24 protein-coding genes are annotated in these 26,587 nt (G+C 69.5%); 5 read left to right on the top strand and 19 right to left on the bottom strand.

Going from position 1 to position 26,587, the window contains the following annotated elements:
• Positions 1 to 67: 67 nt before the first annotated feature.
• The 4 genes from hisH to ACYVKI_RS03175 all read right to left on the bottom strand — a co-directional run bounded on the left by hisH (position 68) and on the right by ACYVKI_RS03175 (position 3,126).
• A complete protein-coding gene (gene hisH, locus ACYVKI_RS03190) occupies positions 68 to 706 on the bottom strand; it encodes an imidazole glycerol phosphate synthase subunit HisH (protein ID WP_460688887.1) in 639 nt (212 codons plus the stop codon).
• Positions 706 to 1,323, bottom strand: coding sequence for an imidazoleglycerol-phosphate dehydratase HisB (gene hisB / locus ACYVKI_RS03185; protein ID WP_460688886.1), 618 nt, complete (start codon positions 1,321 to 1,323; stop codon positions 706 to 708). Before hisB ends, hisH begins: the two co-directional genes overlap by 1 nt.
• A 135-nt stretch (positions 1,324 to 1,458) precedes the next feature.
• Entirely contained in the window at positions 1,459 to 2,607 is a 1,149-nt protein-coding gene (locus tag ACYVKI_RS03180; RefSeq protein ID WP_460688885.1) for a histidinol-phosphate transaminase, read from the bottom strand.
• A 111-nt stretch (positions 2,608 to 2,718) separates the two neighbouring features.
• Positions 2,719 to 3,126, bottom strand: coding sequence for a LysM peptidoglycan-binding domain-containing protein (locus ACYVKI_RS03175; protein WP_460688884.1), 408 nt, complete (start codon positions 3,124 to 3,126; stop codon positions 2,719 to 2,721).
• A gap of 297 nt (positions 3,127 to 3,423) precedes the next feature.
• Here ACYVKI_RS03175 and lexA point away from each other — a divergent pair, with 297 nt between their 5' ends.
• Positions 3,424 to 4,212 (top strand): transcriptional repressor LexA, encoded by a 789-nt coding sequence (gene lexA / locus ACYVKI_RS03170; RefSeq protein ID WP_460688883.1) that lies wholly within the window; start codon positions 3,424 to 3,426, stop codon positions 4,210 to 4,212.
• Between the two features lie 60 nt (positions 4,213 to 4,272).
• Here the strand turns inward: lexA and ACYVKI_RS03165 are convergent, their stop codons facing one another.
• Positions 4,273 to 6,318 carry an ATP-dependent DNA helicase gene (locus ACYVKI_RS03165; protein WP_460688882.1) on the bottom strand — a complete coding sequence of 682 codons (2,046 nt, stop codon included), beginning with the start codon at positions 6,316 to 6,318 and terminating at the stop codon, positions 4,273 to 4,275.
• A complete protein-coding gene (hflX, locus tag ACYVKI_RS03160) occupies positions 6,315 to 8,060 on the bottom strand; it encodes a GTPase HflX (protein ID WP_460688881.1) in 1,746 nt (581 codons plus the stop codon). Before hflX ends, ACYVKI_RS03165 begins: the two co-directional genes overlap by 4 nt.
• 494 nt (positions 8,061 to 8,554) lie before the next feature.
• Here hflX and ACYVKI_RS03155 point away from each other — a divergent pair, with 494 nt between their 5' ends.
• Complete coding sequence (locus ACYVKI_RS03155; protein WP_460688880.1) at positions 8,555 to 9,178, top strand: class I SAM-dependent methyltransferase; 624 nt, start codon at positions 8,555 to 8,557, stop codon at positions 9,176 to 9,178.
• A 50-nt stretch (positions 9,179 to 9,228) separates the two neighbouring features.
• On the opposite strand, the gene dapF is transcribed toward ACYVKI_RS03155, so the two are convergent.
• The 13 genes from dapF to dapA all read right to left on the bottom strand — a co-directional run bounded on the left by dapF (position 9,229) and on the right by dapA (position 23,885).
• The gene (dapF, locus tag ACYVKI_RS03150) at positions 9,229 to 10,176 is read right to left on the bottom strand and encodes a diaminopimelate epimerase (RefSeq protein WP_460688879.1); all 948 of its coding nucleotides are present in this window, start codon (positions 10,174 to 10,176) and stop codon (positions 9,229 to 9,231) included.
• Positions 10,177 to 10,226: 50 nt separating this feature from the next.
• Complete coding sequence (miaA, locus tag ACYVKI_RS03145) at positions 10,227 to 11,180, bottom strand: tRNA (adenosine(37)-N6)-dimethylallyltransferase MiaA (protein ID WP_460688878.1); 954 nt, start codon at positions 11,178 to 11,180, stop codon at positions 10,227 to 10,229.
• A 4-nt stretch (positions 11,181 to 11,184) separates the two neighbouring features.
• Entirely contained in the window at positions 11,185 to 12,738 is a 1,554-nt protein-coding gene (gene miaB, locus ACYVKI_RS03140; protein ID WP_460688877.1) for a tRNA (N6-isopentenyl adenosine(37)-C2)-methylthiotransferase MiaB, read from the bottom strand.
• A 108-nt stretch (positions 12,739 to 12,846) separates the two neighbouring features.
• Complete coding sequence (locus ACYVKI_RS03135; protein ID WP_460688876.1) at positions 12,847 to 13,554, bottom strand: regulatory protein RecX; 708 nt, start codon at positions 13,552 to 13,554, stop codon at positions 12,847 to 12,849.
• Between the two features lie 9 nt (positions 13,555 to 13,563).
• On the bottom strand, positions 13,564 to 14,613 hold the full coding sequence (recA, locus tag ACYVKI_RS03130; RefSeq protein WP_460688875.1) for a recombinase RecA: 1,050 nt from the start codon (positions 14,611 to 14,613) through the stop codon (positions 13,564 to 13,566).
• A 246-nt stretch (positions 14,614 to 14,859) separates the two neighbouring features.
• Complete coding sequence (locus ACYVKI_RS03125) at positions 14,860 to 15,078, bottom strand: DUF3046 domain-containing protein (RefSeq protein WP_460688874.1); 219 nt, start codon at positions 15,076 to 15,078, stop codon at positions 14,860 to 14,862.
• Positions 15,079 to 15,124: 46 nt separating this feature from the next.
• Positions 15,125 to 15,658, bottom strand: a complete 534-nt coding sequence (locus tag ACYVKI_RS03120) for a MarR family winged helix-turn-helix transcriptional regulator (RefSeq protein ID WP_460688873.1) — start codon at positions 15,656 to 15,658, stop codon at positions 15,125 to 15,127.
• A gap of 112 nt (positions 15,659 to 15,770) precedes the next feature.
• Complete coding sequence (locus ACYVKI_RS03115; RefSeq protein WP_460688872.1) at positions 15,771 to 16,217, bottom strand: helix-turn-helix domain-containing protein; 447 nt, start codon at positions 16,215 to 16,217, stop codon at positions 15,771 to 15,773.
• A 136-nt stretch (positions 16,218 to 16,353) separates the two neighbouring features.
• Positions 16,354 to 17,151, bottom strand: a complete 798-nt coding sequence (locus ACYVKI_RS03110; protein ID WP_460688871.1) for a CinA family protein — start codon at positions 17,149 to 17,151, stop codon at positions 16,354 to 16,356.
• Between the two features lie 94 nt (positions 17,152 to 17,245).
• Positions 17,246 to 17,869, bottom strand: a complete 624-nt coding sequence (pgsA, locus tag ACYVKI_RS03105; protein WP_460688870.1) for a CDP-diacylglycerol--glycerol-3-phosphate 3-phosphatidyltransferase — start codon at positions 17,867 to 17,869, stop codon at positions 17,246 to 17,248.
• 55 nt (positions 17,870 to 17,924) lie between these two features.
• Complete coding sequence (locus tag ACYVKI_RS03100; RefSeq protein ID WP_460688869.1) at positions 17,925 to 21,125, bottom strand: FtsK/SpoIIIE family DNA translocase; 3,201 nt, start codon at positions 21,123 to 21,125, stop codon at positions 17,925 to 17,927.
• 104 nt (positions 21,126 to 21,229) lie between these two features.
• A complete protein-coding gene (locus tag ACYVKI_RS03095; RefSeq protein ID WP_460689393.1) occupies positions 21,230 to 22,864 on the bottom strand; it encodes a ribonuclease J in 1,635 nt (544 codons plus the stop codon).
• A 166-nt stretch (positions 22,865 to 23,030) separates the two neighbouring features.
• A complete protein-coding gene (dapA, locus tag ACYVKI_RS03090; protein WP_460689392.1) occupies positions 23,031 to 23,885 on the bottom strand; it encodes a 4-hydroxy-tetrahydrodipicolinate synthase in 855 nt (284 codons plus the stop codon).
• Between the two features lie 127 nt (positions 23,886 to 24,012).
• Here dapA and ACYVKI_RS03085 point away from each other — a divergent pair, with 127 nt between their 5' ends.
• From ACYVKI_RS03085 to ACYVKI_RS03075, 3 genes are all read left to right on the top strand, one after another.
• Positions 24,013 to 25,248, top strand: coding sequence for a heparan-alpha-glucosaminide N-acetyltransferase domain-containing protein (locus tag ACYVKI_RS03085; RefSeq protein WP_460688868.1), 1,236 nt, complete (start codon positions 24,013 to 24,015; stop codon positions 25,246 to 25,248).
• A 111-nt stretch (positions 25,249 to 25,359) separates the two neighbouring features.
• Positions 25,360 to 26,121: a 4-hydroxy-tetrahydrodipicolinate reductase gene (gene dapB / locus ACYVKI_RS03080; protein ID WP_460688867.1), complete on the top strand. Its 762-nt coding sequence runs from the start codon at positions 25,360 to 25,362 to the stop codon at positions 26,119 to 26,121.
• A 9-nt stretch (positions 26,122 to 26,130) separates the two neighbouring features.
• Positions 26,131 to 26,580 carry a hypothetical protein gene (locus ACYVKI_RS03075; protein WP_460688866.1) on the top strand — a complete coding sequence of 150 codons (450 nt, stop codon included), beginning with the start codon at positions 26,131 to 26,133 and terminating at the stop codon, positions 26,578 to 26,580.
• Positions 26,581 to 26,587 lie beyond the last annotated feature (7 nt).

Below are 26,587 nucleotides of genomic sequence, written 5' to 3'. Positions count from 1 at the left end.
TTCCTGCGGCGATGTTCCTGCGGGTGGTGGGGTATCAGGGCCGGATCGGTGCTGGCCGGCCTGACGTTCAGAGGCTCTCGATCCAGTTCTTCAGCAGCTGCATGCCGGCATCACCGGACTTCTCCGGGTGGAACTGGGTCGCCGCCAGCGGACCGTTCTCCACGGCGGCGATGAAGTCCGCACCGTGGTGGGACCAGGTGACCTTCGGGGCGACCATGGAGTCGACCGTCTGATCGAAGTCCCACTGCTGGACGGCGTAGGAGTGTACGAAGTAGAAGCGCTCGTCTGCGAGCCCGTCGAAGAGCACAGATCCTTCCGCGGCGCGGACGGTGTTCCAGCCCATGTGCGGGACCACGACGTCCTCCGGGAGGGCGGTCACCTCCCCGGGCCACTCCCCCATCCCGTCGGCGGCGATGCCATGCTCGACACCGCGCTCGAACAGGATCTGGTGCCCCACACAGATGCCCAGCACAGGGCGCCCGCCGGCGACCCGACGCCCGATCCAGCGCGGAGCGTCGATCTCCTTCAACGCATCCATCACCGCGGCGAAGGCGCCCACGCCCGGAACCACGAGGCCGTCGGCGGCGAGGACCTGCTGGGGCTCCCGGGTGAGGGTCGCCTGGGCGCCGACGCGCTCCAGGGCACGGACCGCCGAGTGGACGTTGCCGGAGCCATAGTCGAGGACGACGACCTCGGGCTTCGCCATCACAGCGCTCCCTTGGTCGAGGGGATGCCTTCCACCCGCGGGTCGGACTCCACGGCCGCCCGCAGGGCACGGGCGAAGGCCTTGAACTGCGCTTCCACGATGTGGTGCGGGTCGCGGCCAGCCATGACGCGCATGTGCAGGCAGATTCCGGCGTGGTAGGTGATCGCTTCGAAGGCGTGCCGGGTCATCGACCCGGTGAAGTGCCCTCCGATGAGGTGGTACTGCTGGCCCTCAGGCTCGCCGCTGTGCACCAGGTAGGGGCGCCCCGAGACGTCGACGACCGCCTGGGCCAGGGCCTCGTCCAGCGGAACCGTGGCTTCGCCGAAGCGGCGGATTCCCGCCTTGTCCCCCAGGGCGGTGCGCAGCACCTCGCCGAGGACGATGGCGGTGTCCTCCACTGTGTGGTGGACGTCGATGTGGGTGTCCCCGGTGGCCTCGATCTGCAGGTCGATCAGGGCGTGCTTCGACAACGCGGTGAGCATGTGGTCGAAGAACGGCACGCCGGTGGAGATCTCCGAGGTGCCGGTTCCGTCGAGATCCATGCGCACGCGCACACTCGACTCGGAGGTGACTCGTTCCATCTGGGCCGTGCGGCCCGAGATCAGTTCTGCTCCCATGGCTCCTGCTCGTGGGTACGGGGGTGGGGTCTGATGACGCCGCCTCCAGTCTACGCATCACCGCAGACGGGGTCCGCGGCGTCGGCGGCGGTCTCAGCCGCTGGACAGAGGTGCGGCCGTCACCGGTCCGCCGAGTCAGCGGCCCAGGTGTCGTCCCAGGGCCTCGAGGAATGCGGTGGTCTCCTCCTCGGTGCCGGCGGTCACCCGCAGGTGGCCGGGGATCCCGATGTCTCGGATGAGCACTCCGGTGTCGAGCAGATGCTGCCAGGCCGCCTTCTCGTCCTGCAGACCGCCGAAGAAGACGAAGTTCGCGTCGGACGGCGCGGGAGTGAGGCCGAACGCGGTGAGGGCCTCCACGATGCGGTCCCGCTGACCCTTGATGCGCTCCACATTGGCCATCAGCGTCTCGCTGTGATCCAGTGCGGCCTCCGCAGTCGCCTGAGTGACCGCGGAGAGGTGATACGGCAGCCGCACCAGACGCAGCGCATCGGTCACCTCCTCGGCGGCGGCCAGGTAGCCCAGCCGTCCGCCGGCCAACGCGAACGCCTTGCTCATGGTCCGCGAGACGATCAGCCGCTCCCGCCCGTCCAGCAGCTCCAGCGCCGACGGGGTGCCGTTCTGCCGGAACTCCCCGTAGGCCTCATCGACGACGACCATGGTGTCCCCTTCGAGGGCCGCCTCATAGGCGGCCTCGACGACGTCGAGACCCAGCGCAGTGCCGGTGGGGTTGTTCGGGGAGCAGAGGATCACCACATCGGGACGGTGGGTGCGGATCTGACCGGCCACGTCCTCGGGGCTCTGCGTGAAGTCCTCCGCCCGGGTGCCGGCGATGTACTCGCTGTAGGTCCCGCGGGCATAGAGGGGATACATCGAATAGGTCGGCGGGAACGCCATCACGGAACGCCCTGGACCGGCGAAGGCCTGCAGGATGTGCTGCATGATCTCATTCGACCCGTTGGCGGCCCAGATGTTCTCGGCGCTGAGCCCGTGCCCCAGGTAGTCGGCGAGCTTCTCCCGCAGCCGGGTGAACTCGCGGTCCGGATACCGGTTCAGGGACTGCGCGGCGGCGCGGACCTCTGCGGTGATCGCATCCACGACGTCGGCGGGCACGCCATAGGTGGTCTCGTTGACGTTGAGCATCGCCGACACGGTCAACTGAGGCGCCCCATAGGGTTCCTGCCCCCGCAACTCGTCACGCAGCGGAAGCCGCGCCAGGCGTTCGGATCGGCTGGGGGTCGCCGTCGACGGCGTCGCGCCGCCTGCCCCGTTCTGCTGAGAAGTCACTCGGCCATCCTACTCGCGGCGCTGGGACCCGAGTCAGCATCTTCCGCGATCTTGACGTCTCGCGTCATGGTGGATCGCCCTCTCTGCGCGTCCGCTCCGGGATGCTGGTGGTCAGTCCACCACCGGGACATCGAGAGTCTGCCCCGGGTGCAGCTCCGAGGAGGAGAGATCGTTCAGTTCGGCGATCCGCGTGATCAGCACCTGGATGTCCTCTTCGGAGTCCACACGGGACGCCACGCTCCACAGCGTGTCCCCGGGGGTGACGGTCACCTCGATCGCCTCGACCCCGAGGGCCTCCTGGCCGGAGGCCTGAGCCAGGTTCGTGAAGCTGCCCACCAGCAGGGCGAGGCCGACCAAGGCTGCCGCCAGCAGCACCAGTGCCGGCAGCCCGACGAACAGCAGCCGCCCCCGGCGGGTCAGCGTCACTGTCGTGCCCTGCCCGGCAGGCGCGGAGTGCCCGGCGTCGCCAGGAGACGCAGTGGACCGACTGCTGGTGAAGGAGGCGTGCGAGGGACGCATGGGAAAAGACCTCTCTCGTGCTGGCTGCCGAATCGAAGACTGTTCGAATCTGTGTTCTATTTCTAGCACACTCGTTCGACATGAGGCCAGACATGCGCTCGAATATGCTGGCTTGGCAACCTGTGGTCCCGTAGCCTGAAGCACATGTTCGAACCCAGTTTCGGATGCGATGTTCGATCGGGTCTCCATGCCTCAGAGTCCATCAGGATCCTCTGACATGGACAGTCCCGCATCGGGTGTCTCAGAGCCGAGCCAGGCGGCGGACAAGTCCAGACCCTGCACAGAGAGGCGTGAGTGATGGCCGTGGAGAAGCGACCAGCCGAGGAGACCGGAGCCGCCCAGCGGACGCAGGAGGAGGCTCCCCGCCTGACGGATCGGCAGCGCAGCATCGTCGATGTGATCCAGCAGTCCCTGGCCGAGCGCAGCTACCCGCCGTCGATGCGCGAGATCGGCGACGCCTGCGGACTCGCCTCGCTGTCCTCGGTGACTCACCAGCTGGCTCGCCTGCAGCAGATGGGCTATCTGCGCCGTGTGCCGGGCAAGCCTCGTGCCATGGAGGTCATCCGGGACTCAGCAGGCCGCCTGCTGGCCCCGGACTCCGAGGTGGCGCCGGAGCAGGCCGCCGCACGCTCGGACGAGACGACGGCGCGCCCCCAGGGGGCCGACAGCGCCGTGGTGGATCTGGATGCCTACCGAGAGCAGAACGACAGCCGCACCACCGACATCCCGGTGGTCGGACGCATCGCGGCCGGCGGCCCCATCCTGGCCGAGCAGCATGTGGAGGACGTCATGCCGCTGCCGCGTCAGCTCACCGGCGAAGGCGAGCTGTTCATGCTCCAGGTCCGGGGAGACTCGATGATCGAGGCCGGAATCTTCGAGGACGACTGGGTCGTGGTCCGTCGGCAGCAGACCGCGGAGAACGGGGACATCGTCGCCGCGCTGCTCGACGACGAGGCGACGGTGAAGACCCTTCGCCGACGGGACGGTCACCAGTGGCTGCTGCCGCAGAACCGCAGCTACGAACCGATTCTGGGGGACGAGGCCACCATCATGGGCAAGGTCGTCACGGTGCTGCGCAGCCTCTGACCCGCACGCAGCTCTCAGCGCCGGACATCACGGACGTCACGACCTGGAGCGGGTGGCGACTCACCTGTCTCCGGTGTGCTGATCCGCCAGTCGGCGCAGGGCCCCGCGCGCGATGTCGCCGCTGACCGTCGGCCAGAAGTCCGGCATCGACTTCTTCAGGAACCCTCCGTAGCGGGCGGTCGCCAGCCGGGAGTCCAGAATGGCCAGCACTCCCCTGTCGTCGGCGCTGCGGATCAGCCGTCCCGCCCCCTGGGCCAGTCGCGTCGCCGCATGGGTCGCCGCCACCTGCATGAAGCCGTTGCCGCCGTTGCGCGCCACCTCCTGGGTGCGTGCGCTCATCAGCGGATCATCGGGACGGGGGAAGGGGATCCTGTCGATGGCCACCATCCGGCATGACCGGCCGGGGACGTCGACGCCCTGCCACAGGCTCATCGTGCCGAACAGGCAGGACTCCTCGTCCTCGGCGAACTCGCGCACCAGAGCGGACATCGTCGCGTCACCCTGGCACAGGATCGGCACATCCAACCGACCACGCAGGTCCTCCGCGGCCTCCTCGGCGGCGCGCCGTGAGGAGAACAGGGCCAATGTGGCCCCCCGTGAGGCCTCGATGAGCTCAGCCAGCTCGTCACGCTGCTGCTCGGCGGTCTTCAGCGACGGCGCGGGCAGATGCTTCGCCACGTAGAGCACCCCCTGCTTCGGGTACTCGAAGGGGCTGCCGACGTCGACGGCGTCCCAGGAGGGGGCCTTCTCCCCGCCCAGTCCGAGCGCTCCGGCCACCGGCTCGAAGCTGTCTCCGATCGTCAGCGTCGCCGAGGTCAGCACCACCGTCCTGTCGCCGAACAGCCCGTCCCGCAGCCGACCCGCCACCGAGGTGGGCGCCACATGCAGGATCGGGGGTTCGGTGATGTCGGCCTCCCGGTAGCCGACGCCAGGGGTGAAGCTGCCGGGACGGGTGAGCCAGATGACGTCAGGTGTCTCCGCGGACTGCAGCATCCGCTCCGCAGTCTCCTGGACCGCCTGCACTCGGGCCCGGGCGGTGGCGCGCCCGGTGTCCCCCTCGGACTCACCGGATGGCTTGCTGTCCGACAGGGCGGTGCGGGCCGCATTGCGGGTGATCTCCAGAGCCTGGGTCTGCTGCGGGTCCGGCCCCCGGGTGAGCAGCCCGGACTCCTTCGCATGGAAGGCCGCGTCGACCGCGATGGCGGCCGCCTGCAGGTCCTCGCCGCTGAGGCTCGTGTGGCGGCGCAGCGAGCTGGCCGCCGTCTGAATCATCTGCACTGACAGCTGGGCCGTCACCGCCGAAGTCACGCGGTCGGCCAGCTCGTGGGCCTCATCGATGATGACCGCGTCGTGCTCAGGCAGCACCTGCAGACCTTCGAAGGCATCGATGGCCAGCATCGCGTGGTTGGTGACCACCAGGTCAGCGTCCTGTGCCCGCTCACGGGCCAGCTCGGAGAAGCATTCGGTGGCCATCGGACACTTCCGCGGTCCGATGCAGTCCACGGCGTTGACCGAGACCTGACGCCACGCTCGGTCCGAGACGCCCTCCGGCAGGTCGTCCCGATCACCGGTCTCGGTCTCTTCGGCCCACTCCCGCAGCCGGACGATCTCCCGGCCGAGCCGGGAGCCCGGTTCCGGTGCGGACTCCCCTACAGGCTCCTCACCGAAGGAGAACAGCGCCTGCTCCTCATCCTCCTGGGGGAAGCCTCCGTCGAGCTTGTGCTTGCAGAGGTAGTTCGCCCGGCCTTTGACCAGCGCGATGCTGACCTCATCCTCCAGCTCCCCGTCCAGATGCGTCAGCAGCCGGGGAAGATCGCGCCCCATGATCTGGGCCTGCAGGGCCAGCGTCGCGGTGGAGATCAGCACCGGACGTTCGCTGTCCAGGGCGTGCACCACGGCGGGGACCAGATAGGCCAGCGATTTGCCGGTCCCGGTGCCCGCCTGCACCAACAGGTGCCGCCGACGACGCAGGGCGTGGTCCACATGGCGTGCCATGTCCATCTGGCCCTCCCGGTGCACCCCTCCCATGGCGGTGACGGCATGGTCGAGGAGCTCAGTGGACCGCAGATGCCCGGTGGACCGGGTGGTCGGCGCCTGCGGACTCATGCGGCGCCCGGCTCGTCCGTGAGGACGTGCTCCTGCAGCTCGGCGGCGAGGTCCGGACGGACTCGCACACTCATCCGCGTGCCCTCGGCCAGGTACTCGGTGCTGAGGATCTCGGCGTCTGCACCGTGCAGCCGAGAGACCACGTCTCCGTCGGAGTAGGGGATCAGCAGCTCCAGGCTCACATTCGGGCGCGGGATCGACTCGCTGATCAGCTCGCGCAGCTCGTCGATGCCCTGACCGGTGTGGGCCGAGACCAGGACAGTGCGCGGCTCCCGGCGCCGGATCCGCTCGACGACGACGTCGTCGGCCATGTCAGCCTTGTTCAGCACGATGATCTCCGGGACCTCGTGGGCGTCGACCTCCGCCAGCACCGTGCGCACGGCGCTGATCTGCCCCTCCGGCTCCGGGTGAGAGGCGTCCACCACGTGAAGGATCAGGTCCGCATCGGCGACCTCCTCCAAGGTGGAGCGGAACGCCTCCACCAGCTGGGTGGGCAGCTGCCGCACGAAGCCGACGGTGTCCGAGAGCGTATAGCCGATCCCATCGGGTGTGGACGCCTTGCGCACTGTGGGATCCAGGGTCGCGAACAGCGCGTTCTCCACCATCACCCCGGCGTCGGTCAGCCGATTGAGCAGCGAGGACTTCCCGGCGTTGGTGTAGCCGGCGATCGCGACCGACGGCACGGCGTGGCGCTTGCGGTTGGCGCGCTTGGCCTCACGGGCCGGCTTCATTCCGGCGATCTGCCGACGCAGCTTCGCCATCCGGGTGTTGATGCGTCGACGATCCAGCTCGATCTTCGTCTCACCCGGTCCGCGGGAGCCCATTCCGGCGCCGGCGCCGCCGACCTGCCCACCGGCCTGGCGGGACATCGACTCACCCCAGCCGCGGAGCCGCGGCAGCAGATACTCGAGCTGAGCGAGCTCCACCTGCGCCTTGCCCTCGCGGGACTTGGCATGCTGGGCGAAGATGTCCAGGATCAGTCCGGTGCGGTCGATGACCTTGACCTTGACGATGTCCTCCAGACCGCGCCGCTGGGACGGCGCCAGCTCGGAGTCCACCACCACGGTGTCTGCTCCCAGGTCCGCGACCGCCTGGCGGATCTCCTCGGCCTTGCCTGATCCGAAGAACGTGCCGGGGTCGGGGGTGGCTCGGCGCTGCAGGAAGCCGTCCAGCACTGTCGAGCCTGCGGTCTCAGCCAGCGCGGCCAGTTCCCGCAGCGAATGCTCCGCCTCGGTGACGGGGCCGGTGCTCCACAGCCCGGCGAGCACCACACGTTCCAGGCGTAGCTGGCGGTACTCGACTTCGGTGACATCCTCCAGCTCGGTGGAGAGCCCCTCCACCCGGCGCAGGGAGCGCCGCTCCAGCAGGTCGAACTGGTCGCCGTCCGCCTCGGTATGGCGGGTCCGCAGGTCAGCGAGCTCCCGAGCCTGCCCCTCAAGCACAGAACCGCGAGCCCCCTCGGCGGTGTCGCCGTCCCGGCGGTGCGCCGCGTCGGCGATGATCCGGGTCCGCCCGGTCCCGCGAGGTGCTTCGGCACGGCTGACGCTCTCGGCACGGGCCTGATCGGCGGCCAGAATGCGCTCGATAGTGGCATCCACGGTGGCCTGGTCATCGACAGCCTGGCTCTCCGGAGCGTCCGGCGCCTCAGCGCCTGCGTCCTCGCGCGGTTCGTCCCCCGTGCCAGGGGTGGTGTCGTCGTGATGGGTGTTCGTCATAATCTCCTCGTCGGGGCCACCTGTCATCGGCGGCTCCCTCTGTGCCGGGTCTCGGCTCCGGCAACCCCGGTGAGGGGTCCTTCCATCCTACGGCTCCGCGCTGGAGCGGCACTAGCCGAGGCCGCCGACTGTGGAGTACGACGACGGTGCCTGTCTCAGCTGTGGAGGAAGGGGCTGCTCCCGTCGAGGCTGTCGACCAGGGCCTTCGGGCGGTCCGCCGGTGGCGGATTCCTGCCCGTTGGTCGTCCACGCCAGGCGGGGTGGCGGAGTCAAGAGGTGGTGATCATCTCAGGCCGACGGGCGGGTCGAGCACGTCGATGGCCGGAGCGTGACAGGGTGATGGTCTGCGGGTGTCCGACAGGGCGACCCGCGGGCTCGACCGTGGACGACGCGAGGGTCGCGTCGCACGAGAGCATCAGAGGAAGAAGATCCACATGGCAGAGGAGTCTACGGTGTCCTGCGCGCCCGTGCGAATCTGGCGCCACAGGGGTCAGCTGGTGCGGAGGCGATAGCATCTCCCTGTGAGCTCTCAGCACTATTTCTCCTCCGCCCCCTCCGGCCCGGCACGTCGCCGAGAGGTCGACGTCGAGCTGGCCGGACGGCAGGTCTCCGTGGTCACTGCCGGTGGGATCTTCTCCCCGGACGGGATCGACAAGGGGACCGCCGTGCTGCTGAAGCACGCGCCGGAGCCCGCCGGGGAAGGGCACCTGCTCGACATCGGCTGCGGCTGGGGACCGATCGCGCTGACCATGGCGCTGCAGTCCCCAGACGCGACCGTGTGGGCCGTGGACGTCAACGCCCGAGCCCGTGAACTCTGCGCGGAGAACGCTCGACGCCTGGGTCTGGGGAACCTCGAGGTGATGGCCCCTGAAGACGTCCCTGTCGGCGTCCGGTTCTCCACGATCTGGTCCAATCCCCCGATCCGCGTCGGCAAGGCTGTCCTCCACGAACTGTTGGAGCAGTGGCTGCCGCGCCTGGAGGACGAGGCCGAGGCGTGGCTGGTGGTGCAGAAGAACCTCGGCGCGGACTCGCTGCTGACCTGGATCCGCTCGATGGTCGCGGCGGTCGGCGATGACTTCACCGCCGACCGGCCGGAGACGGCCAAGGGTTTCCGCCTGCTGCGCGTCCGGCGCAGCCAGGGCTGAGCGACTGCTGTCAGAGCAGCCGGGCCACTGTCAGGGCTGCGGAGCCGCTGTCAGGCGATGACCCCGCTGTAGACGTTCTCGGCCGGACCGGACAGCTCCACATCCTCGGCGCCGTCCTCCCGGGCCAGGAATCGCACCGTGACCTCCCCGCCGGGGACCTGGACGGTCCAGGCGTCGGCGCCGTCCTCGGCGGCCCAGACCCGCACGGCTGCCGCCGCCGCGCAGGCTCCGGTCCCGCAGGACAGCGTCTCGCCGACTCCGCGTTCGTGCACCCGCATGCGCACCTGCCCCATGCCGTCGACGACCAGCGGGTCGGAGGGGACGACGAACTCCACATTGGTGCCGTGCGGGGGCACCGGATCCACCTGCGGTGCCGTGTGGAGGTCCAGGGCCTCCAACGCGTCCTCCTCGGGCAGGGCCACCACCGTGTGGGGGTTGCCCAGGGAGATGCTCAGCGCCGGACGCGGGTCGGTCAGCCCCTGGGCGATGACCAGGGAGTCCGAGGCGTTGGCCTGGGCCAGCTCGGGGTCGATGAAGGACCAGATGCCCATCCCGATGGCGTAGCCCTCCGGCACACGGCGCACCGTCCGCACCCCCGCCCGGGTGACCAGTGCGAGCTGGTCCCCCTCGGCGAGTTCGACGAGACCTTCGGAGCTCAGGAAATGGGCGAAGGCCCGCACCCCGTTGCCGCACATCTCCGCGACCGAGCCGTCCGAGTTCCAATAGTCCATGAACCAGAGCTGGTCGGCGGGCTCGTGCGGGATCTCCTCCGCCTCGAGGACCCGGCGTGCGTCGGCGGCCAGCCGGGCAGGCACAGCCCTGATCACCCCGTCACCGCCGATCCCCTGGTGGCGATCACACAGCGCTCGGACCACCGAGGCGTCGAGCGACAGCTCACCGTCGGCGTCGGCGAGCATCACGAAGTCGTTGCCGGTCGCATGGGCCTTGGTGAAGCGGGCGCCGCTGACAGCGTCGAGTGCGGGGAGGTGATGGGCCACGGTGGTGCCTTCCTGGGCGGAGGGGTGTGTGGTTCTGCTGTGGGTCAACGTCAGCGGATGCGCGTTGCTTCCCTGAGTGTGAGCTGGGCCTGGTCGGCCAGCTGCCCGACGACGTCGTCGGCCTCCAGGTCCACCGGCAGCCAGGTGATCCTCGGGTCCGCGCGGAACCAGGTCTGTTGACGCTTCGCGAGGCGCCGGGTGGCGGTGGCTGTCTCTTCCACGGCGGCAGCTTCGCTGAGCCGGCCGTCCAGGACGTCGAGGAACTGCTGATAGCCGATGGCACGGGACGCCGTGCGCCCCTGGCGCAGGCCCTGCGCCTCGAGGGTGCGGACCTCTTCGAGCAGACCCTGGGCGACCATCGTCTCCACGCGGGCGTCGATCCTGCCCCGCAGCTGATCGCGCGGCAGGGTCAGCCCGATCTGGTGCACCGGGCCCACGGCGGGCTCGTGGACTCTCTGCGGCATGTAGGAGGAGAAGGTCCGGCCGGTCAGCAGGACGACCTCCAGGGCACGGACCAGCCGACGGTCGTCGCGGATCGCTGAGGCGGACTCGGGGTCGGCGGCGCGCAGCTCCTCACGGAGACGTTCGGGGCCTTCGTCCTCGAGACGCCGGGTGAGCGTGCGGCGGGTCTCGGGATCGGTGGGCGGGAACTCGATGACGTCGACGGCGGCGCGCACGTAGAGGCCGGATCCGCCGACCATGATCGGCACTCGGCCGCGAGACCGGATCTCGCCGATGAGCTCTCGGGCGTGCCGCTGATAGACGGCCACCGAGGCCTCCTCCGTGACGTCGAGGACGTCGAGAAGGTGGTGCGGCACTCCGCGCCGCTGGTGTTCGGCCACCTTGGCGGTGCCGATGTCCATGCCTCGGTAGAGCTGCATGGAGTCGGCATTGATGATCTCCCCGCCGAGGCGCAGCGCCAGCTCCACCCCGAGAGCGGATTTGCCGACGGCGGTGGCTCCGGCGATCACGAGCAGCGGCAGCTGCCCAGGCGCGGAGGTCACCGGCTCAGCCGTTCGGGCGCATGGTCGGCATCCCCAACGAGACCGCCCCCGGCTGGTCCCCGCCGACCTGGGTGGTGCCCACGCCGCAGGACTCCGCCTGAGCGCGATCCCAGGCGTCACCGGCGAGGGATCGACGCAGCCGGTACTCCTCCCGCGAGGCCGGGTCGGCCAGCAGGTGATGGGATCCGGCCCCAGAGATGGTCACTGTGACGAAGTCTCCGGGCCGGGGCCGCTCAGCGCCCTCGGGGACGGAGAAGTGCACCAGGCGGTTGTCCGGAGCACGCCCGGAGAGTCGTCCCGTCTCCGCGCCTTTGGACCCGGAGTCGGCGGTGACCAGCAGCTCCTGCACCGTGCCGAGCTGTCGTCGGTTCTCCTCCACTGTGATCTCATCCTGCAGCGCGATGAGCCGCTCGAAGCGCTCCTGGACCACCTGCTTGGGGATCTGGTCCTCCATGGTCGCCGCCGGGGTGCCGGGGCGCGGCGAATACTGGAAGGTGAAGGCCGAGGCGAACCGTGAAGCCTCGACCACGCGCAGGGTGTCCTCGAAGTCCTCCTCGGTCTCGCCGGGGAACCCGACGATGATGTCAGTGGTCACTGCGGCGTGGGGCATGCGCTGCCGGACCTTGTCCAGGATGCCGAGGAACTTCTTGGACCGGTAGGACCGCCGCATGGCCTTCAGCACGGTGTCGGAGCCGGACTGCAGGGGCATGTGCAGCTGCGGCATCACGTTCGGGGTCTCCGCCATCGCCTCGATGACGTCATCGGTGAAGGAGGCCGGGTGGGGGCTGGTGAAGCGGACCCGTTCGAGACCGTCGATCTCGCCGCAGGCGCGCAACAGCTTCGCGAAGGCCCCGCGATCGCCGAACTCGACGCCGTAGGTGTTCACGTTCTGGCCCAGCAGGGTCACCTCGACCGCACCGTCGTCGACCAGGGCCTGGACCTCGGCGAGGATCTCGCCGGGGCGTCGGTCCCGTTCCTTGCCGCGCAACGACGGCACGATGCAGAAGGTGCAGGTGTTGTTGCACCCCACCGAGATGGACACCCAGCCGGAGTAGACCGCATCACGTTTGGTGGGCAATGTGGAGGGGAAGGTCTCCAGAGACTCGAGGATCTCGATCTCCGCGTCCTGGTTGTGCCGGGAGCGCTCCAGCAGGGTCGGCAGGGAGCCGATGTTGTGGGTGCCGAAGACGACATCGACCCATGGGGCCTTCTCCAGGACGGTGTTCTGGTCCTTCTGCGCCAGACAGCCGCCGACGGCGATCTGCATGCCCTTCCGCTCCCGTTTGGTGCTGCGCAGCTGACCCAGGTGTCCGTAGAGCTTGTTGTCGGCGTTCTCGCGCACCGCGCAGGTGTTGAAGACGACCAGGTCCGGAGTCTCGTCCGGTGCGGCGGCGCTGTAGCCGGCGTCCTCCAGCAGACCGGAGATCCGCTCGGAGTCGTGGACGTTCATCTGGCAGCCGAACGTGCGCACGTCATAGGTGCGGGCCGGTGCCGGCTCCTCCTCGGAGCTCCGGGCGGCCGGTGCGTGTGCGGGGCGGTCCAGGGTCGTCTCGGTCATCGTCACGCTCGCAGATCTCACAGGGTCGGTCTCGGGGGGCATCCTCGGGCGCACTCGCGGGGGCGGACCCGCGCTGCCGGTCAATTCTACGCCCCCGTGCCGCGGGCTTCACCCACCGGTGGCCCCGCTGATGTGCTCGTCCAGGGCTTCGCGCACCAGCTGGAACGCCGCGCCGGGGCTGTGTCCGCGCCGCGCGAGCATCGAGACCAGCCGACGGGTGTGCTTGTCCCGCTCCTTGCGCGCCGCGGCATCGTGCCCCGGGGGAAGATCCACGCCACGCAGCTTCCTGGCGATCAGCTCCCGCGCCGCGGCGTCCTCGTCGTCGGCGCTGACCTGCTCGAGCGCCTCCTCGATCTCCGCGTCGGCGACTCCGCGCTCCGTGAGCTCACGGCGCAGGGCCGCTCGGCCCAGCCCCCGATTCTCATGCCGAGTCCGTGCCCACATCCTGGCGAAGGCCGCATCATCGATCAGCTGAACCTCCTCGAGGCGGTCCAGCACCGCGATGATGACCTCCTCGGAGAACTCCTTGGCACGGAGCGCCTCCGCCAGCTGATGACGGCTCTTGGCCGAGCCGGTCAGCTTGCGCAGCACTACGTTGCGCGCCCGGTCGTAGTCGTCGCCGCAGTCATCGGAGATCCTGGGCCGGGCCGGCTCAGCGGACACCTCCCCAGCGGGGCCGCCGAGGTCCTCCGTCTCCGGCGATGACGACGACTCCCCCGCCTCGAGGCGGGCCAGAGACTCTCGCAGGGCGGCGATGGTGTCCTGCTGATGGCCGCCGGTCCCCGAGGCGGGTGCGGGGTCCTCGCTGACACTCATCGGTCAGACTCAGGCCGGGCCGTCGACGGCCTTCAGCGACGGGCCGCCGTCCTCCGACTCGGCATCGATGATGCCCAGCTTCTCCCGGATACGGCGCTCGATCTCATCGGCGAGGTCCGGGTTGTCCTTCAGGAACTGGCGGGCCTTCTCCTTGCCCTGCCCCAGCTGATCGCCGTCATAGGTGAACCAGGCCCCCGACTTCTTCACCAGGCCGTTCTCCACGCCGACGTCGATCAGACCGCCCTCGCGAGAGATTCCCTCGCCGTAGAGGATGTCGAACTCCGCCTGCTTGAACGGCGGCGCCATCTTGTTCTTCACGATCTTGGCCCGGGTTCGGTTCCCGACAGCGTTGGTGCCCTCCTTGAGGGTCTCGATGCGGCGGACGTCCACGCGGACCGAGGCGTAGAACTTCAGGGCCTTGCCGCCCGAGGTGGTCTCGGGCGAACCGAAGAACACGCCGACCTTCTCGCGCAGCTGGTTGATGAAGATGGCGGTGGTCTTGGTCTGCGAGAGTCGCCCCGCGATCTTCCGCAGCGCCTGCGACATCAGCCGGGCCTGGAGCCCGACGTGGCTGTCTCCCATCTCCCCTTCGATCTCGGCGCGCGGCACCAGCGCGGCCACCGAGTCGATCACGACGATGTCCAGCGACCCGGAGGAGACCAGCATGTCCATGATCTCCAGGGCCTGCTCCCCGGTGTCCGGCTGGGAGACCAGCAGGGCGTCAGTGTCCACTCCGAGCTTCTCCGCGTAGGTGGGATCCAGGGCGTGCTCGGCGTCGATGAAGGCGGCGATGCCTCCGGACTTCTGGGCGTTGGCCACCGCATGCAGGGCGACCGTCGTCTTGCCGGAGGACTCCGGGCCATAGATCTCGACGACACGTCCGCGGGGAAAGCCTCCGATGCCCAACGCGGCGTCCATCGAGATGGACGACGTGGAGATGGTCTCGATCGGTGCGCGGGTCTCGTCGCCCAGGCGCATCACCGAGCCCTTGCCGTACTGCTTGTCGATCTGGGCCAGGGCCGCTTCGAGCGCCTTCTCCCGGTCTGGGCTGACTGCCATGATTCACCTCTGTGACGTCGTCTGTGCTGATTCTGTGGCACCAGTGCGGTGCTGTGATGACGCCTCCGACACTATGCACCACCTCTGACACGTCCCAGCAGGGAGTGCTGGTCTGTGGACCATCGGGCGTGGCGGTCACCGTGCGCGACACCTACTGTGGAGAACACTACCGCACGTCCTCGAACATACCTTCGAAGCAGAGGTGCGTGTCGGGCGCCGTCCTGCGGGTCGATCCGGAGATCGGGGTCAGCGCTTCGGAGGGATGTCGCGTCCCAGGCGCCGGTCGTCCGGGATCTCCTGCTGCTGGCAGATCGCCTCCCAGACTTCCCGTGGGCTCACTCCGGAGGCCAGGGCCTCGGAGGCCGTCTTCTGATGGCCGGTGAGCACCAGGGAACCGGCGAGGACGTGCGCATAGCGGGTGCCGAACTCGCCCTCCATGAGGAACCAGAATCTGCTCAGCTGCATCGGCGCTGCCCCTTCCCTCGGCGGGGCTCCGCACAGGTCTGCGACATCAGGCGCTCTCGGCGGGCGGAGGGGTGCCTCCTTGTCCGCCTTCTCCCCCCTGCCCGGAGGCGGGGAAGCCGGGTCCGGCGGGGTCCTGTTCGGCGTAGGTGCGGTTCAGCTTGGCCACCAGCATCCAGAGCGCCTCGATCTCCTCCTGGTCCCAGGACTGCAGCATCGTCAGGTAGCGTTCGGCACGCTCCTGCTGGGCCGCTTCGAGGCGTTCCCGGCCCTCGGCGGTCAGCGAGACCGTCTGCGCACGGCCGTCGGCAGGGTCGGTCTCCTTGCTCACCCACCCTCGCGAGACCAGCGTCGTCAGCTGGCGGGACAATGTGGGCTTGCCGATCCCGAGGTGCCGCGCGATGGAGGTCATCCTCGCGGGCCCTTCGTTCTGCAGGGTGGCCAGCACCGAATAGGACGCGGGCTCGATCTCAGGGTCGATCCGACGAGCCAGCTGCAGGGCGTTGAACCGACGGCGGACGAACAGCCGGTTGAACTCCCGTTCCAGCTCGCGGACCAGGGCAGGGCGGTCGGGCGTATCCATGCGTGTCAGTCTAAGGGGTCGCGAGGCCGATCACAGATCAGGCGGGACGCCGACGTCACAGAGGGTCGGCCCCGTGGGACCGACCCTCTGTGCTCAGACACTCAGGGCGATGTCATCCGCAGCTGCGGGCGAGCTCCTCCTGCGTGAAGTCCTCGGGGATGCCGTCGGGCACCACACCGTGGCCGAACTCGCGCTGGAACTCGGTGGGCACAGTGTCCGGGACATGCAGCCCCTCCGCCACGGCGACACGCTCGGCCACCTGGCCCAGCATCGACGAGAGCGGCACGTCCAGCGCGGCGCAGATCGATGCCAGCAGCTCGGAAGAGGCCTCCTTCTGTCCACGTTCGACCTCGGACAGGTATCCCAACGAGACCCTCGCCCCATGCGAGACATCGCGCAGCGTGCGGCCCTCGGCCTGGCGGATGCTGCGCAGGACATCGCCGATCTCCTGACGCAGGACCACGGCCTTGGCCTCCTTGGACTCGGCGGCCGGCGCGGCGTCGACGTCCAGGTCTTTCCAACGGGTGACTCCGTTGACGGTGACTGGCTGTCTCACCATGGTCTCTCTCCTTCGTGGACTCCGATGGCCCTCATGCGTCTGCTCCTCGGTCCGACCCTGGGGCCTGACCGTGAACGGTGCGAGAGCAGACGCCTCATCCGGAGCAACTCGATCTCCCCGGATTTTGTTCCCCACTCTAGCGGGGATCACCGACACCTGGGGGCTCTGTGAGCAGCAGCTCCTCGACGAGCTTCAGCGCAGCCTCCACTGTTGCCTCCCGGATGGCGGCCCGATCCCCGTCGAGGTCGAGCAGCACCGCCCCGGAGATCCAGTGCTCCCCCGCGACCATCGCAGGCCCTCCGGAAGGACCTCCGGAGGACACGCCGGCGTCGGCCTCGCAGGCCTCCGGCAGTCGCAGCCCGACCCGCTCAGCGGCGTCCTGGGAGCAGGCCAGACCCACGTAGACGGTGCCGACGTCCTTGCCCTCATGGGGCTCGGGCCCGGCGACGCCGGTGGTGGAGACTCCCAGCACGGATCCCGTCGCCGAGGCCGCGCCGCGGGCCATGGCCGCCGCGACCGTGGGGTCGACGGCACCGCGGGCTTCCAGCAGATGCTCGTCCACGCCCAGCAGCTCGTGTTTCACCGGATTGCAATAGGCCACGACGCCGCCCCGCAGCACCGCTGATGCCCCCGGGACGTCGGCGAGCCGGGCCGCCAACGATCCGGCCGTCAGCGATTCCGCCGTGGACAGAGTCAGCTGGCGGTGAGCACAGCGCTGGATGATCTCCACCGGGTCCGTGCGGCGTTCAGCCGCCTCGGCCACCTGATCTGCGGGGCCGGCGATCTCCTGCTGATCCCGGGTCCAGCGTTCATGGGCGACCCCCGCCTCGGGTCGGTGCGCGCGCACCGGCTCCGGCTCTCCCCGGCGGGCATCAGAGCTCCCGGGGCTCTCCCCCCGGCTGGAGCGGGGCATCGCTCCGGGTCCTCCGCTCACGGGCTGAACCTCCTCCACGGTTGGTCGGAACGCGCTGGGTCGGAACGCGCTGATCAGGTCGGGCGGCCCGGCGATCTTGATCGCCCCTGGCCGTTCAGCGGGCCGCGCGGCGCAGACGCAGCGCCGAGAGCAGATAGTCGAGCCCGGTGAGCACGGTGACCACCAGAGCGGCCATCATGATCCAGAATGCGACGTCCGCCAGCCACCCGGCGATGACCACCAGCGGCAGCAGCATCAGCTGCAGACCGGCGGCCTGCAGGACCGTCTTGAGCTTGCCGCCGCGGGAGGCCGGGATCACGCCATAGCGGATGACCACCATACGCAGCACGGTGATGCCGAGCTCACGGGCCAGGATCACGATCGTCACCCACCACGGCAGCTCACCCAGCACCGAGAGCATGACCAGCCCGGCACCGATGAGCAGCTTGTCCGCAATCGGATCGGCGATCTTCCCGAAATCGGTGACCAGGTTCCTGGCACGGGCCAGGTCGCCGTCGATCTTGTCCGTGATCATCGCCGCGGCGAACAGTCCCGCCGCGGCCCAGCGCCAGCCTCCGTTGGTCGCCTCGAAGCCGCCCGCGGTCGCCGGCGCGGCGTCCAGCAGCAGGAACCAGACGAACAGCGGCACCAGCACGATGCGCAGCATCGTGAGCGCATTGGCGATGTTGAGCAGCGGGGGCTTCTCCGGGTCGGTCTGCTCTGGGGTGGACGAGCTCACGCAGTTCCTCTTCTCGGCGGGGCGGGGCGCGGAGCCGGGATCAGGATCCGGCAGGTCACCGTCCGGTGAGCTGCCAGGCGTCCTCTCCGGCAGTGGAGTCGTGACCGTCATGATAGTCGCTCGCCTCGGGCAGGGAGGCAGTGCGCTCGGCCAGATCCCGGGCGATCAGGTCCGCTGAGCTCAGCCCGGACATGGTGGAGCCGCCGGCCGGCGGGGCCCCACGCTGGGGCTGGTGCCCGGCAGGACTGGGATCTGCGGGCTGGTGGCCCGTCGGCGAGGCCTGCGGGGGCTGGTGCGGAGCGGCCTCGGTGGGTCCGGTCCCGGCCGGGGCACCGGTGGCGACGCCGGGGGCCGGCTCGAGGTCCACCGGGGCGCCCTCGTAAGCGCCGGGGGCGTCCTCGGACGGCGCCGCCGTCGGCGGCTCCTCCCCTCCGATGGTCGCCAGCACCCCGGGAAGCTCCTCCGGGGTGACCAGCACATCGCGCGCTTTGGATCCCTCGGAGGGCCCGACCACGCCACGGGACTCCATCAGGTCCATCAGGCGACCGGCCTTCGCGAAGCCGACGCGCAGCTTGCGCTGAAGCATCGACGTCGATCCGAACTGGGTGGTGACCACCAGCTCAGTGGCCTGCAGCAGCAGGTCGAGATCATCGCCGATGTCGGCATCGATCTCCCGCTTCTTCGGCTCCATCGCGGCGACGGCGTCCTCGCTGTACTGCGCCTTCAGCTGCGACTTCACATGCTCGACCACGGCGTGGACCTCGGACTCGTTGACCCAGGCACCCTGTACGCGCATGGGTTTGTTCATCCCCATCGGGAGGAACAGGGCGTCGCCCTGGCCGAGCAGCTTCTCCGCCCCGACCGAGTCGAGCACCACGCGGGAGTCGGTGGCGGAGGAGGTGGCGAAGGCCATCCGGGAGGGCACGTTCGCCTTGATCAGGCCGGTGACGACGTTGACCGAGGGTCGCTGGGTGGCCAGCACCAGATGGATGCCGGCGGCACGGGCCAGCTGGGTGATGCGCACGATGGAGTCCTCGACATCGCGCGGAGCGACCATCATCAGGTCCGCCAGCTCGTCGACGATCACCAGCAGGTACGGGTAGGGCCGCAGCTCGCGCTTCGAGTCCGGCGGCAGCTGGATCTTTCCGGCCCGGACGGCCTTGTTGAAGTCATCGACATGCTTGTACCCGAAGTGGGCGAGGTCGTCGTAGCGGTTGTCCATCTCCTTGACGACCCACTGCAGCGCCTCGGCGGCCTTCTTGGGGTCGGTGATGATGGGGGTGACCAGGTGCGGCACGCCCTCGTAGGCGGTGAGCTCCACCCGCTTGGGGTCCACCATGACCATGCGGACCTCGTCCGGGGTGGAACGCATGAGCACCGAGGTCACCATCGAGTTCACGAAGGCCGACTTGCCGGCGCCGGTGGCACCGGCGACCAGCAGGTGCGGCATCTTCGCCAGGTTGGCCACCACGTAGCCGCCCTCGATGTCCTTGCCCACGCCCATGACCATCGGGTGTTCGGTCTTCCGGGCCGCGTTGGAGCGCAGGACGTCGCCCAGGGCGACGACCTCCTTGTCCTTGTTCGGGATCTCGATGCCGATGGCGGACTTGCCGGGGATCGGGCTGAGGATGCGGACCTCGTTCGAGGCCACGGCCAGGGAGATGTTCTTCTCCAGGGAGGTGACCTTCTCGACCTTGGTGCCCGGAGTCAGTTCCACCTCGTACCGGGTCACCGTCGGTCCCCGGGAGAACCCGGTGACCTGTGCCTCGACCTTGAACTGGTAGAACGTCTGGTTCAGCGCCTCGACGATCTCGTCGTTTGCCGAGGTGTGCTCCTTCGGCGGGGGTCCGGCAGGCAGCATCGCCTGGTCAGGCAGCGTGTAGGTGACGTCGCCGGCCAGCTCGAGCTGCTCGGAACGCACCGGGAGATCCGTGGCGGGCGCCGGAGTCTCCGCGGCGGCGGCAGTCGGCGCGACGGCCGCCCGCGGCTGCGGGCTCGACTGAGGGCTCGGCTGCGGGTTCGGCTGCGGGTCCGGCTGCGGGTCCGGCTGGGCCGGAACACCCTCGAAGGCCCCGGCCGCTGGGGCGGCCCCGGAGTCTGCCGACGGTGCGGGACCATCGGGAACCTGGCCGGACTCGGCGGCCTTCTCCCGGGCCCGCTGGATCGCCAGCTCCTGGGCCGTGGGGCGGCGCACTCCCGGTGGGACGGCAGGGGCCGACGGCGCGGAGTCCTCCTCCAGGGCGGAGCTGTCGTAGGCGCCCTCTGCGGCCGGGGACGGCAGCTCGTCCTCGGAGCTGAGCTGTTCGTCAGGGAGTGCGGTCTCGGCCTTGGCGCCGAGGATCTTGGCGAGCAGGCCCTTCTTCGGACGCTCGGGCTCCTCCTCGAAGACGGCGGTCTCCTCGGCGGCCTCGCCGGACGCGTGCTGTGCCCGCGCCTTCCGGGGCTTCCGGGAGGTCCCCTCCTGGGCGCTCCTGTCCGCGGAGGTCTCCTCGGTCAGCGGCTTCGTCTCGGGCAGCGGCTCCGGGCGTTCCCCGACCACATAGGCCTTGGCGACGGCGAGGCGCTGCGGGATCCGGCGTAACGGGGTGTCGGTGAGCACCAGGATGCCCGCGAGCAGCGTCAGGGCGAGGATCACCCAGACGGGGTAGGGGGTGACCAGGCTGGCCAGCGGCACCGTGGCCAGGTATCCGATGATCCCCCCGGAGGCCAGCATGTCCTCGAAGGCGGCGTTGAGTGTGGGCATGCCGTGGGCCAGGTGAGCCAGGCCTGCCGCCGAGCAGAGGATGAGGGTCAGACCGATGGCGACGCGGCTGTTGTCCTCGTGCTCCTGGGGGTGTCGGATGTAGCGCACTGCGGTGATGAACAGCACCACCGGCAGCAGCGAAGCGGCCCAGCCGAAGGTCCCGGCGGTCCCGTTGTGGACGATGTCGATGCTCCAGTGGTCATGCTGTCGCACCCCCCACCAGTCGACGACGGCGGTGATCAGAGCCAGCAGGATGAACACCAGGGCGGCGCCGTCACGGCGGTCCTCGGGGTCGACCTTGACCTGGCGGCCGATGCCGCGGAGCGCAGCGGCCACCGGCGTCGCGAAGGCCATCCAGAGCCCGCGCAACGCGGCGGCCACCAGGTTCCCCCGGTCCGGGGCCTGGTGGGTGGTCTTCTTCGACGTCTTCGCGCGGCTGTCAGCACCGGTGGTGGACTTCTTCTTCCGTCCGTCCGAGCTGGCGGCGCGCGAGGGGGAAGTACGTGTCGCCATACCCGCCAACCTACCGCGCGCAGGCGCCGACCGGCGTGATGGCCACGCCTTTGGCCCCGAATCACACCGGACGACGCCATCACACCCGACGACGCGCGCCGGGATCAGGTCTCGACGATCACCGGGACGATCATCGGCTTGCGGCGCAGCTTGCGGTTGACCCACGAGCCGATCGTCCGGCGGACGATCTGCTGGAGCTGGTGGGTGGTGTGCTCCTTGTTGTCCTGGATGGCCTCAGTCAGCGCCCGGGCGATCTTGGCCTTGATGTCCTTGAAGACCTTGTCCTCCTCGGCCACACCACGGGCGTGGATGTCCGGGCCGGAGACGATCTGCCCGGTCTGCCGGTTGACCACGGTGATGACCGAGATGAAGCCCTCCTCGCCGAGGGTGCGCCGGTCCTTCAGGTCAGCGTCAGTGATCTCGCCGATGGAGGAGCCGTCGACGTAGACATAGCCGCATTCGATCTGGCCGGAGATCCGGGCGACGCCGTCGCGCAGGTCCACCACGGTGCCGTCCTCGCACTGCAGCACCCGCTCCGGGTCCACGCCGGTCTCGATCGCCAGGTTGCCGTTGGCGATCAGGTGGCGGGTCTCGCCGTGGACCGGCATCACGTTCTTCGGCTGGACGATGTTGTAGCAGTAGAGCAGCTCACCGGCGGAGGCGTGGCCGGAGACGTGAACCTTGGCGGTGCCCTTGTGCACGACCTCGGCGCCGAGCTTGAGCAGCCCGTTGATGACGCGGAAGACCGCATTCTCGTTGCCCGGGATCAGCGAGGAGGCGAGGATGACGGTGTCACCCTCCCCCACCTGGATCTGGTGGTCGCCGTTGGCCATGCGGGAAAGCGCGGCCATGGGCTCACCCTGGGAGCCGGTGGACATCAGCACGACCTCGTGGTCCGGGAGGTTGTCGATCTTCTTCATGTCGATCAGGATCCCCTCGGGCACATCGAGGTATCCCAGCTTCGCGGCGATCCCCATGTTGCGCACCATGGAACGGCCCACGAAGGCCACGCGTCGGCCGTGGGCGGCCGCGGCGTCGAGCACCTGCTGGACGCGGTGGACGTGGGAGGAGAAGGACGCGACGATGATCCGGCGTCGCGAGTCGGAGAAGAACTGGTTGATGACCGGGCCGATCTCCTTCTCCGGAGTGGTGAATCCGGGGACGTCGGCGTTGGTGGAGTCGGTCATGAACAGGTCCACGCCCTCTTCGCCGAGCTTGGCGAAGTGGCGCAGGTCGGTGATGCGGCCGTCCAGCGGCAGCTGGTCCATTTTGAAGTCACCGGTGTGCAGCACGGACCCGGCCTCGGTACGGATGTGGACCGCCAGGGCGTCCGGGATGGAGTGGTTGACCGCGACGAACTCACACTCGAAGGGGCCGAACGCCTCGACGTCGCCGGCCTGGACCTCGAGGGTGTAGGGCTTGATCCGGTGCTCCGCCAGCTTGGCCTCCACGAAGGCCAGCGTCAGCGTGGAGCCGATCAGCGGGATGTCCGGCTTGTTGCGCAGCAGGTACGGCACTGCGCCGATGTGGTCCTCGTGCCCGTGGGTGAGCACCAGGCCGACGACGTCGTCGAGCCGGTCCTCGATGTAGCTGAAGTCTGGCAGGATCAGGTCGACGCCGGGCTGCTCCTCTTCGGGGAAGAGCACCCCGCAGTCGACGATGAGGATCTTGCCGTCGAGCTCGAACACCGCCATGTTGCGCCCGACTTCTCCCAGGCCTCCGAGGGGCACGATGCGCATCGTGCCGTTCTTCAGCTTCGGCGGGGTGGTCAGGCGCTGTGGTGCCAAGGTGATGGCCCTCCTGGGTCGGTGTTCAGATCTGCGATATACGTGATCCCGAGCCTACGTGCTCGGTGGACTCCCCACCTAGGCGGACCATCTGCCCGGCCCAGGGGACGAGGAGGGCTCAGAGGTTCCAGCCGGCCTCCCGAAGGTCGGCCAGGACGAGTTCCTTCTCCTTCTCGTTGGCCTGCACCAGCGGAAGGCGCACATCGGGGGCGATCGGGAAGCCGAGCCAGTCCAGCACCAGCTTCGAGGAGACCGCTCCCTGGACCCGGGTCATCATGCCGCGGATGACCGGGCCGAGCTCGCCGTGGACGATGCGGGCCTCTTTGAGGTCGTAGTTCAGCACGGCGTCGATCATCCGGCGGAAGTGGGGGCTGGCCACGTGGGAGGTCACCGAGACGACGCCGACCGCGCCCATGGCCATCCAGGCCAGCACGTTCTGGTCGTCGCCCGAGTAGACCTCCAGCTCGGTCTTGGTGAGCACCTCGGTGGTGGCGGTGATGTCGTTCTTCGCATCCTTGAGCGACATGATGTGCGGGTGCTCGGCGAGCTTGAGGATGGTCTCCGTCTCGATCGCGATGCCGGAGCGGCCCGGGATGTCATAGATCATCAGCGGCAGGTCGGCGGCGTTGGCGACGGCCTCGTAGTGGGCCAGCACGCCGTCCTGGCTGGGCTTGTTGTAGTACGGGGTGACCACCAGCTGACCGTCGGCGCCGGCGCGTTCGGCACGGCGGGCCATCTCCAGGTCATGGGAGGTGTGGTTGGTGCTGGTGCCGGCGATGACCTTCGCGCGGTCACCCACGGCGGACTTCGCCGCCCGGACCAGCCCCTCCTTCTCGTGGTCCTCCAGCGTGGAGGTCTCACCGGTGGTTCCGGAGACCACGAGCGAGTCGTTGCCCTCCTCCACGAGCTTGACGGCGAGCGCCTCGAAGGCCTCGTAGTCGACCCGGTCGTCCTGGGTGAAGGGCGTGACCATCGCGGTGATCAGATGCCCGAAGAACGGATCCGTCTGATCGGGGTGCTTGACCTCGCCCTCGGTCAGGTGGAGGTCGAACTCGTGTGTCAGCTCGTTGTCGCTCGCCATGGGCAGTAGCCTACCGTCTGTGGACAGCCCCAGCACCGCCGGTGCGACGCCGCGTCGCGGCCGCCCCCGGCGCACCCCCCGCATCTCCGGAGTCGACGCCGCCCGCTGCCTCGCCCTGCTGGGGATGATGGCGGTCCATGTGCTGTCCACCACGGACGAGGCCACCGGCGATCCGACGCTCGCCGGATGGCTGTTCACCGGCCGTCCGTCCGCGCTGTTCGCGCTGCTGGCCGGCGTGGGCCTGGCCCTGCTCAGCGGAGGAGCTCTCGGCGCGGGTTCGCGGGAGCGGGTGGTCTGGAACCGGAAGGTGGTCGCGGTCCGGGCGCTGCTGATCATGGTCATCGGTCTCGCCGTCGCGGAGCTGGAGACCTTCGTGGCCATCATCCTGGTCCACTACGGGATCCTGTTCCTCTTCGCCCTGCCGTTCCTCTCGCTGGGGGCCCGGGCCCTGTTCGCCCTGGCAGCGGGCTGGGTGCTGCTGGCTCCGCTGGTGCTGCGCGGAGTGCACACCCTCCTGGCCGAGAGGCTCGACGAGTTTCCCTCCGGGTGGCGGCTGTGGCATTCCCCCGGATTCGCCGATCTGGCCGAGCCGCAGCTGTTGGGCATGGACCTGGCGGTGACAGGCTACTATCCGCTGATCATCTGGCCGGCGTACCTGTTCACCGGGATGGCCGTGGGACGGCTGCGACTGGACAGCACCGCGGTGGTGGTGGGGCTGACAGCGGCCGGGGCCGGGTTGGCCGGGGTCAGTTGGCTGGCGGGCCGGATCACGCTGGCCACCAGCGACGTGGTGGCCGATCTGGCCAGGTTCTCCAGCCTGTCCGACCGCGAGGTCCGCGGCGAGCTGCTCACCGGCACTCTGCTGCCGATCATCGAGGACTCCCGCTGGTACCTGCTGCCGACGCCGCACTCCGGCACGTCGATCGATGTGCTCCATACGGTGGGGACCTCGCTGCTGGTCCTGGGGGTCTGCCTGCTGGTGACCCGGCGGATCGGACGTCTGGCCGCGCCGGTGGTGGGTGCCGGGGCCATGCCGCTGACCCTCTATGTGGGGCACCTGCTGGTGCTGCACCTCTGGCACGCCGAGGACGGCCTGCTCAACACCTCCGCGATCGGGCCGGTGGAGATGATGGTGGTGCTGCTGCTCGCGGCGCTGGCCGGAGGGGCGCTGCAGCAGCTGCTCGGGCGCCGCGGACCGCTGGAGGCCCTCACCCATGGCGCCGGGGTCGCCGTCGCCGGTCGGCGCCCGGACTGATCCGGTGCTGCGCGGGTCGGCCGCGTCCGCCGTGCGTCATCCTGCCCAGGGGGCTCGTCGTCCCCCGGTGCTCGTCCTCCGGTGTCCCCGCTGGACGATACGCTGGAGACCATGAGCCAAGCTGAGATTCGTGTGGCGGTGATCGGCGCCCGAGGGCGCATGGGAACCCAAGCTGTGCAGGCCGTCGACGGCGCGGAGGACATGGAGCTGGTCGCCCAGCTCGGGCGGGGCGACTCCCTGCAGGTGCTGCGGGACTCCGGTGCCACCCACCTGGTGGACCTCAGCATCCCGGACGCCACGGAGGACAATGTCCGCTTCGCCGTCGAGCAGGGGATCCACGCAGTGGTCGGCGCCACCGGCTGGGACGCCGACCGCCTGACCCGCCTGCAGGGGCTGCTCTCCCAGCATCCGGACACCGGAGTGCTGATCGCCCCCAACTTCGCCCTGGGCTCGGTGCTGGCGACCGCCTTCGCCGCCAAGGCCGCCCAGTACTTCGAGTCGGCCGAGATCGTCGAGCTGCATCACCCCGACAAGGTCGACGCTCCCTCCGGCACGGCGGCACGGACCGCGGAGCTGATGGGCCAGGCCCGGCGCGAGGCCGGCGTCGCCCCCTCGCCGGATGCGACCGCCCATGATCCCGACGGCGCCCGCGGGGCTGTGGTGGAGGACATCCACGTCCACGCGGTCCGGCTGCGCGGGCTGGTGGCCCACCAGGAGGTGCTGCTGGGCTCCCCCGGGGAGCAGCTGACGCTGCGCCACGACTCCTTCGACCGGGCCTCCTTCATGCCCGGAGTGCTGCTGGGGCTGCGCACTGTCGCCTCCCGTCCGGGCCTCACCCATGGCCTCGACGGCTACCTCGACCTGGGTCTGTAGGCGCTGACGATGACGGCGAAGATCTGGACCTCCCTGGTCATCCTGATCCTGGCGATCTTCCTGGGCGCGGCCGGCTACAACTCCTGGCGGCTGATCACCTCTGCCGAGCCCGTCGCCCAGCTCATCGGCCTCGGCGCCGTGCTGGTGGTGGCTCTGGGCGTCTGGGTGCTGCTGCGCGAGCTGCTCTTCGGGTTCGGTTCGGAACGGCTCGGCCGTCTCCTCGCCGAAGAAGGCGGCCTGCCGGAGGACACGGTGGAGCGTTCCCCCGGGGGGCGGGCCGACCGTGAGCAGGCGGACGAACAGTTCCGCCGCTACGCCGCCGAGGCCGAGGCCGCCCCGGAGGACTGGCGCAGCTGGTTCCGGCTCTCCCTGGCCTATGACGTCGCCTCGGACCGTGCCCGCGCCCGCAAGACGATGCGCCGGGCCATCAGGATGCAGCGGGCCGAGGCCCGCGACTGACCGCCGG

Source organism: Nesterenkonia suensis (genome assembly GCF_054782935.1).
The sequence above is the reverse complement of the archived record's forward strand: the minus strand, read 5'-3'. Positions and strand labels throughout refer to the sequence as shown.

What these genes read in the sequence shown, in the direction of transcription:
- hisH (WP_460688887.1), bottom strand. Translation starts at nt 706, where the DNA reads ATGGCGAAGCCCGAGGTCGTCGTCCTCGACTATGGCTCCGGCAACGTC.
- hisB (WP_460688886.1), bottom strand. Translation starts at nt 1,323, where the DNA reads ATGGGAGCAGAACTGATCTCGGGCCGCACGGCCCAGATGGAACGAGTC.
- ACYVKI_RS03175 (WP_460688884.1), bottom strand. Translation starts at nt 3,126, where the DNA reads ATGCGTCCCTCGCACGCCTCCTTCACCAGCAGTCGGTCCACTGCGTCT.
- lexA (WP_460688883.1), top strand. Translation starts at nt 3,424, where the DNA reads ATGGCCGTGGAGAAGCGACCAGCCGAGGAGACCGGAGCCGCCCAGCGG.
- ACYVKI_RS03165 (WP_460688882.1), bottom strand. Translation starts at nt 6,318, where the DNA reads ATGAGTCCGCAGGCGCCGACCACCCGGTCCACCGGGCATCTGCGGTCC.
- hflX (WP_460688881.1), bottom strand. Translation starts at nt 8,060, where the DNA reads ATGACAGGTGGCCCCGACGAGGAGATTATGACGAACACCCATCACGAC.
- miaB (WP_460688877.1), bottom strand. Translation starts at nt 12,738, where the DNA reads ATGACCGAGACGACCCTGGACCGCCCCGCACACGCACCGGCCGCCCGG.
- ACYVKI_RS03135 (WP_460688876.1), bottom strand. Translation starts at nt 13,554, where the DNA reads ATGAGTGTCAGCGAGGACCCCGCACCCGCCTCGGGGACCGGCGGCCAT.
- recA (WP_460688875.1), bottom strand. Translation starts at nt 14,613, where the DNA reads ATGGCAGTCAGCCCAGACCGGGAGAAGGCGCTCGAAGCGGCCCTGGCC.
- ACYVKI_RS03125 (WP_460688874.1), bottom strand. Translation starts at nt 15,078, where the DNA reads ATGCAGCTGAGCAGATTCTGGTTCCTCATGGAGGGCGAGTTCGGCACC.
- ACYVKI_RS03120 (WP_460688873.1), bottom strand. Translation starts at nt 15,658, where the DNA reads ATGGATACGCCCGACCGCCCTGCCCTGGTCCGCGAGCTGGAACGGGAG.
- ACYVKI_RS03115 (WP_460688872.1), bottom strand. Translation starts at nt 16,217, where the DNA reads ATGGTGAGACAGCCAGTCACCGTCAACGGAGTCACCCGTTGGAAAGAC.
- ACYVKI_RS03100 (WP_460688869.1), bottom strand. Translation starts at nt 21,125, where the DNA reads ATGGCGACACGTACTTCCCCCTCGCGCGCCGCCAGCTCGGACGGACGG.
- ACYVKI_RS03095 (WP_460689393.1), bottom strand. Translation starts at nt 22,864, where the DNA reads ATGCGCATCGTGCCCCTCGGAGGCCTGGGAGAAGTCGGGCGCAACATG.
- dapA (WP_460689392.1), bottom strand. Translation starts at nt 23,885, where the DNA reads ATGGTCACGCCCTTCACCCAGGACGACCGGGTCGACTACGAGGCCTTC.
- dapB (WP_460688867.1), top strand. Translation starts at nt 25,360, where the DNA reads ATGAGCCAAGCTGAGATTCGTGTGGCGGTGATCGGCGCCCGAGGGCGC.
- ACYVKI_RS03075 (WP_460688866.1), top strand. Translation starts at nt 26,131, where the DNA reads ATGACGGCGAAGATCTGGACCTCCCTGGTCATCCTGATCCTGGCGATC.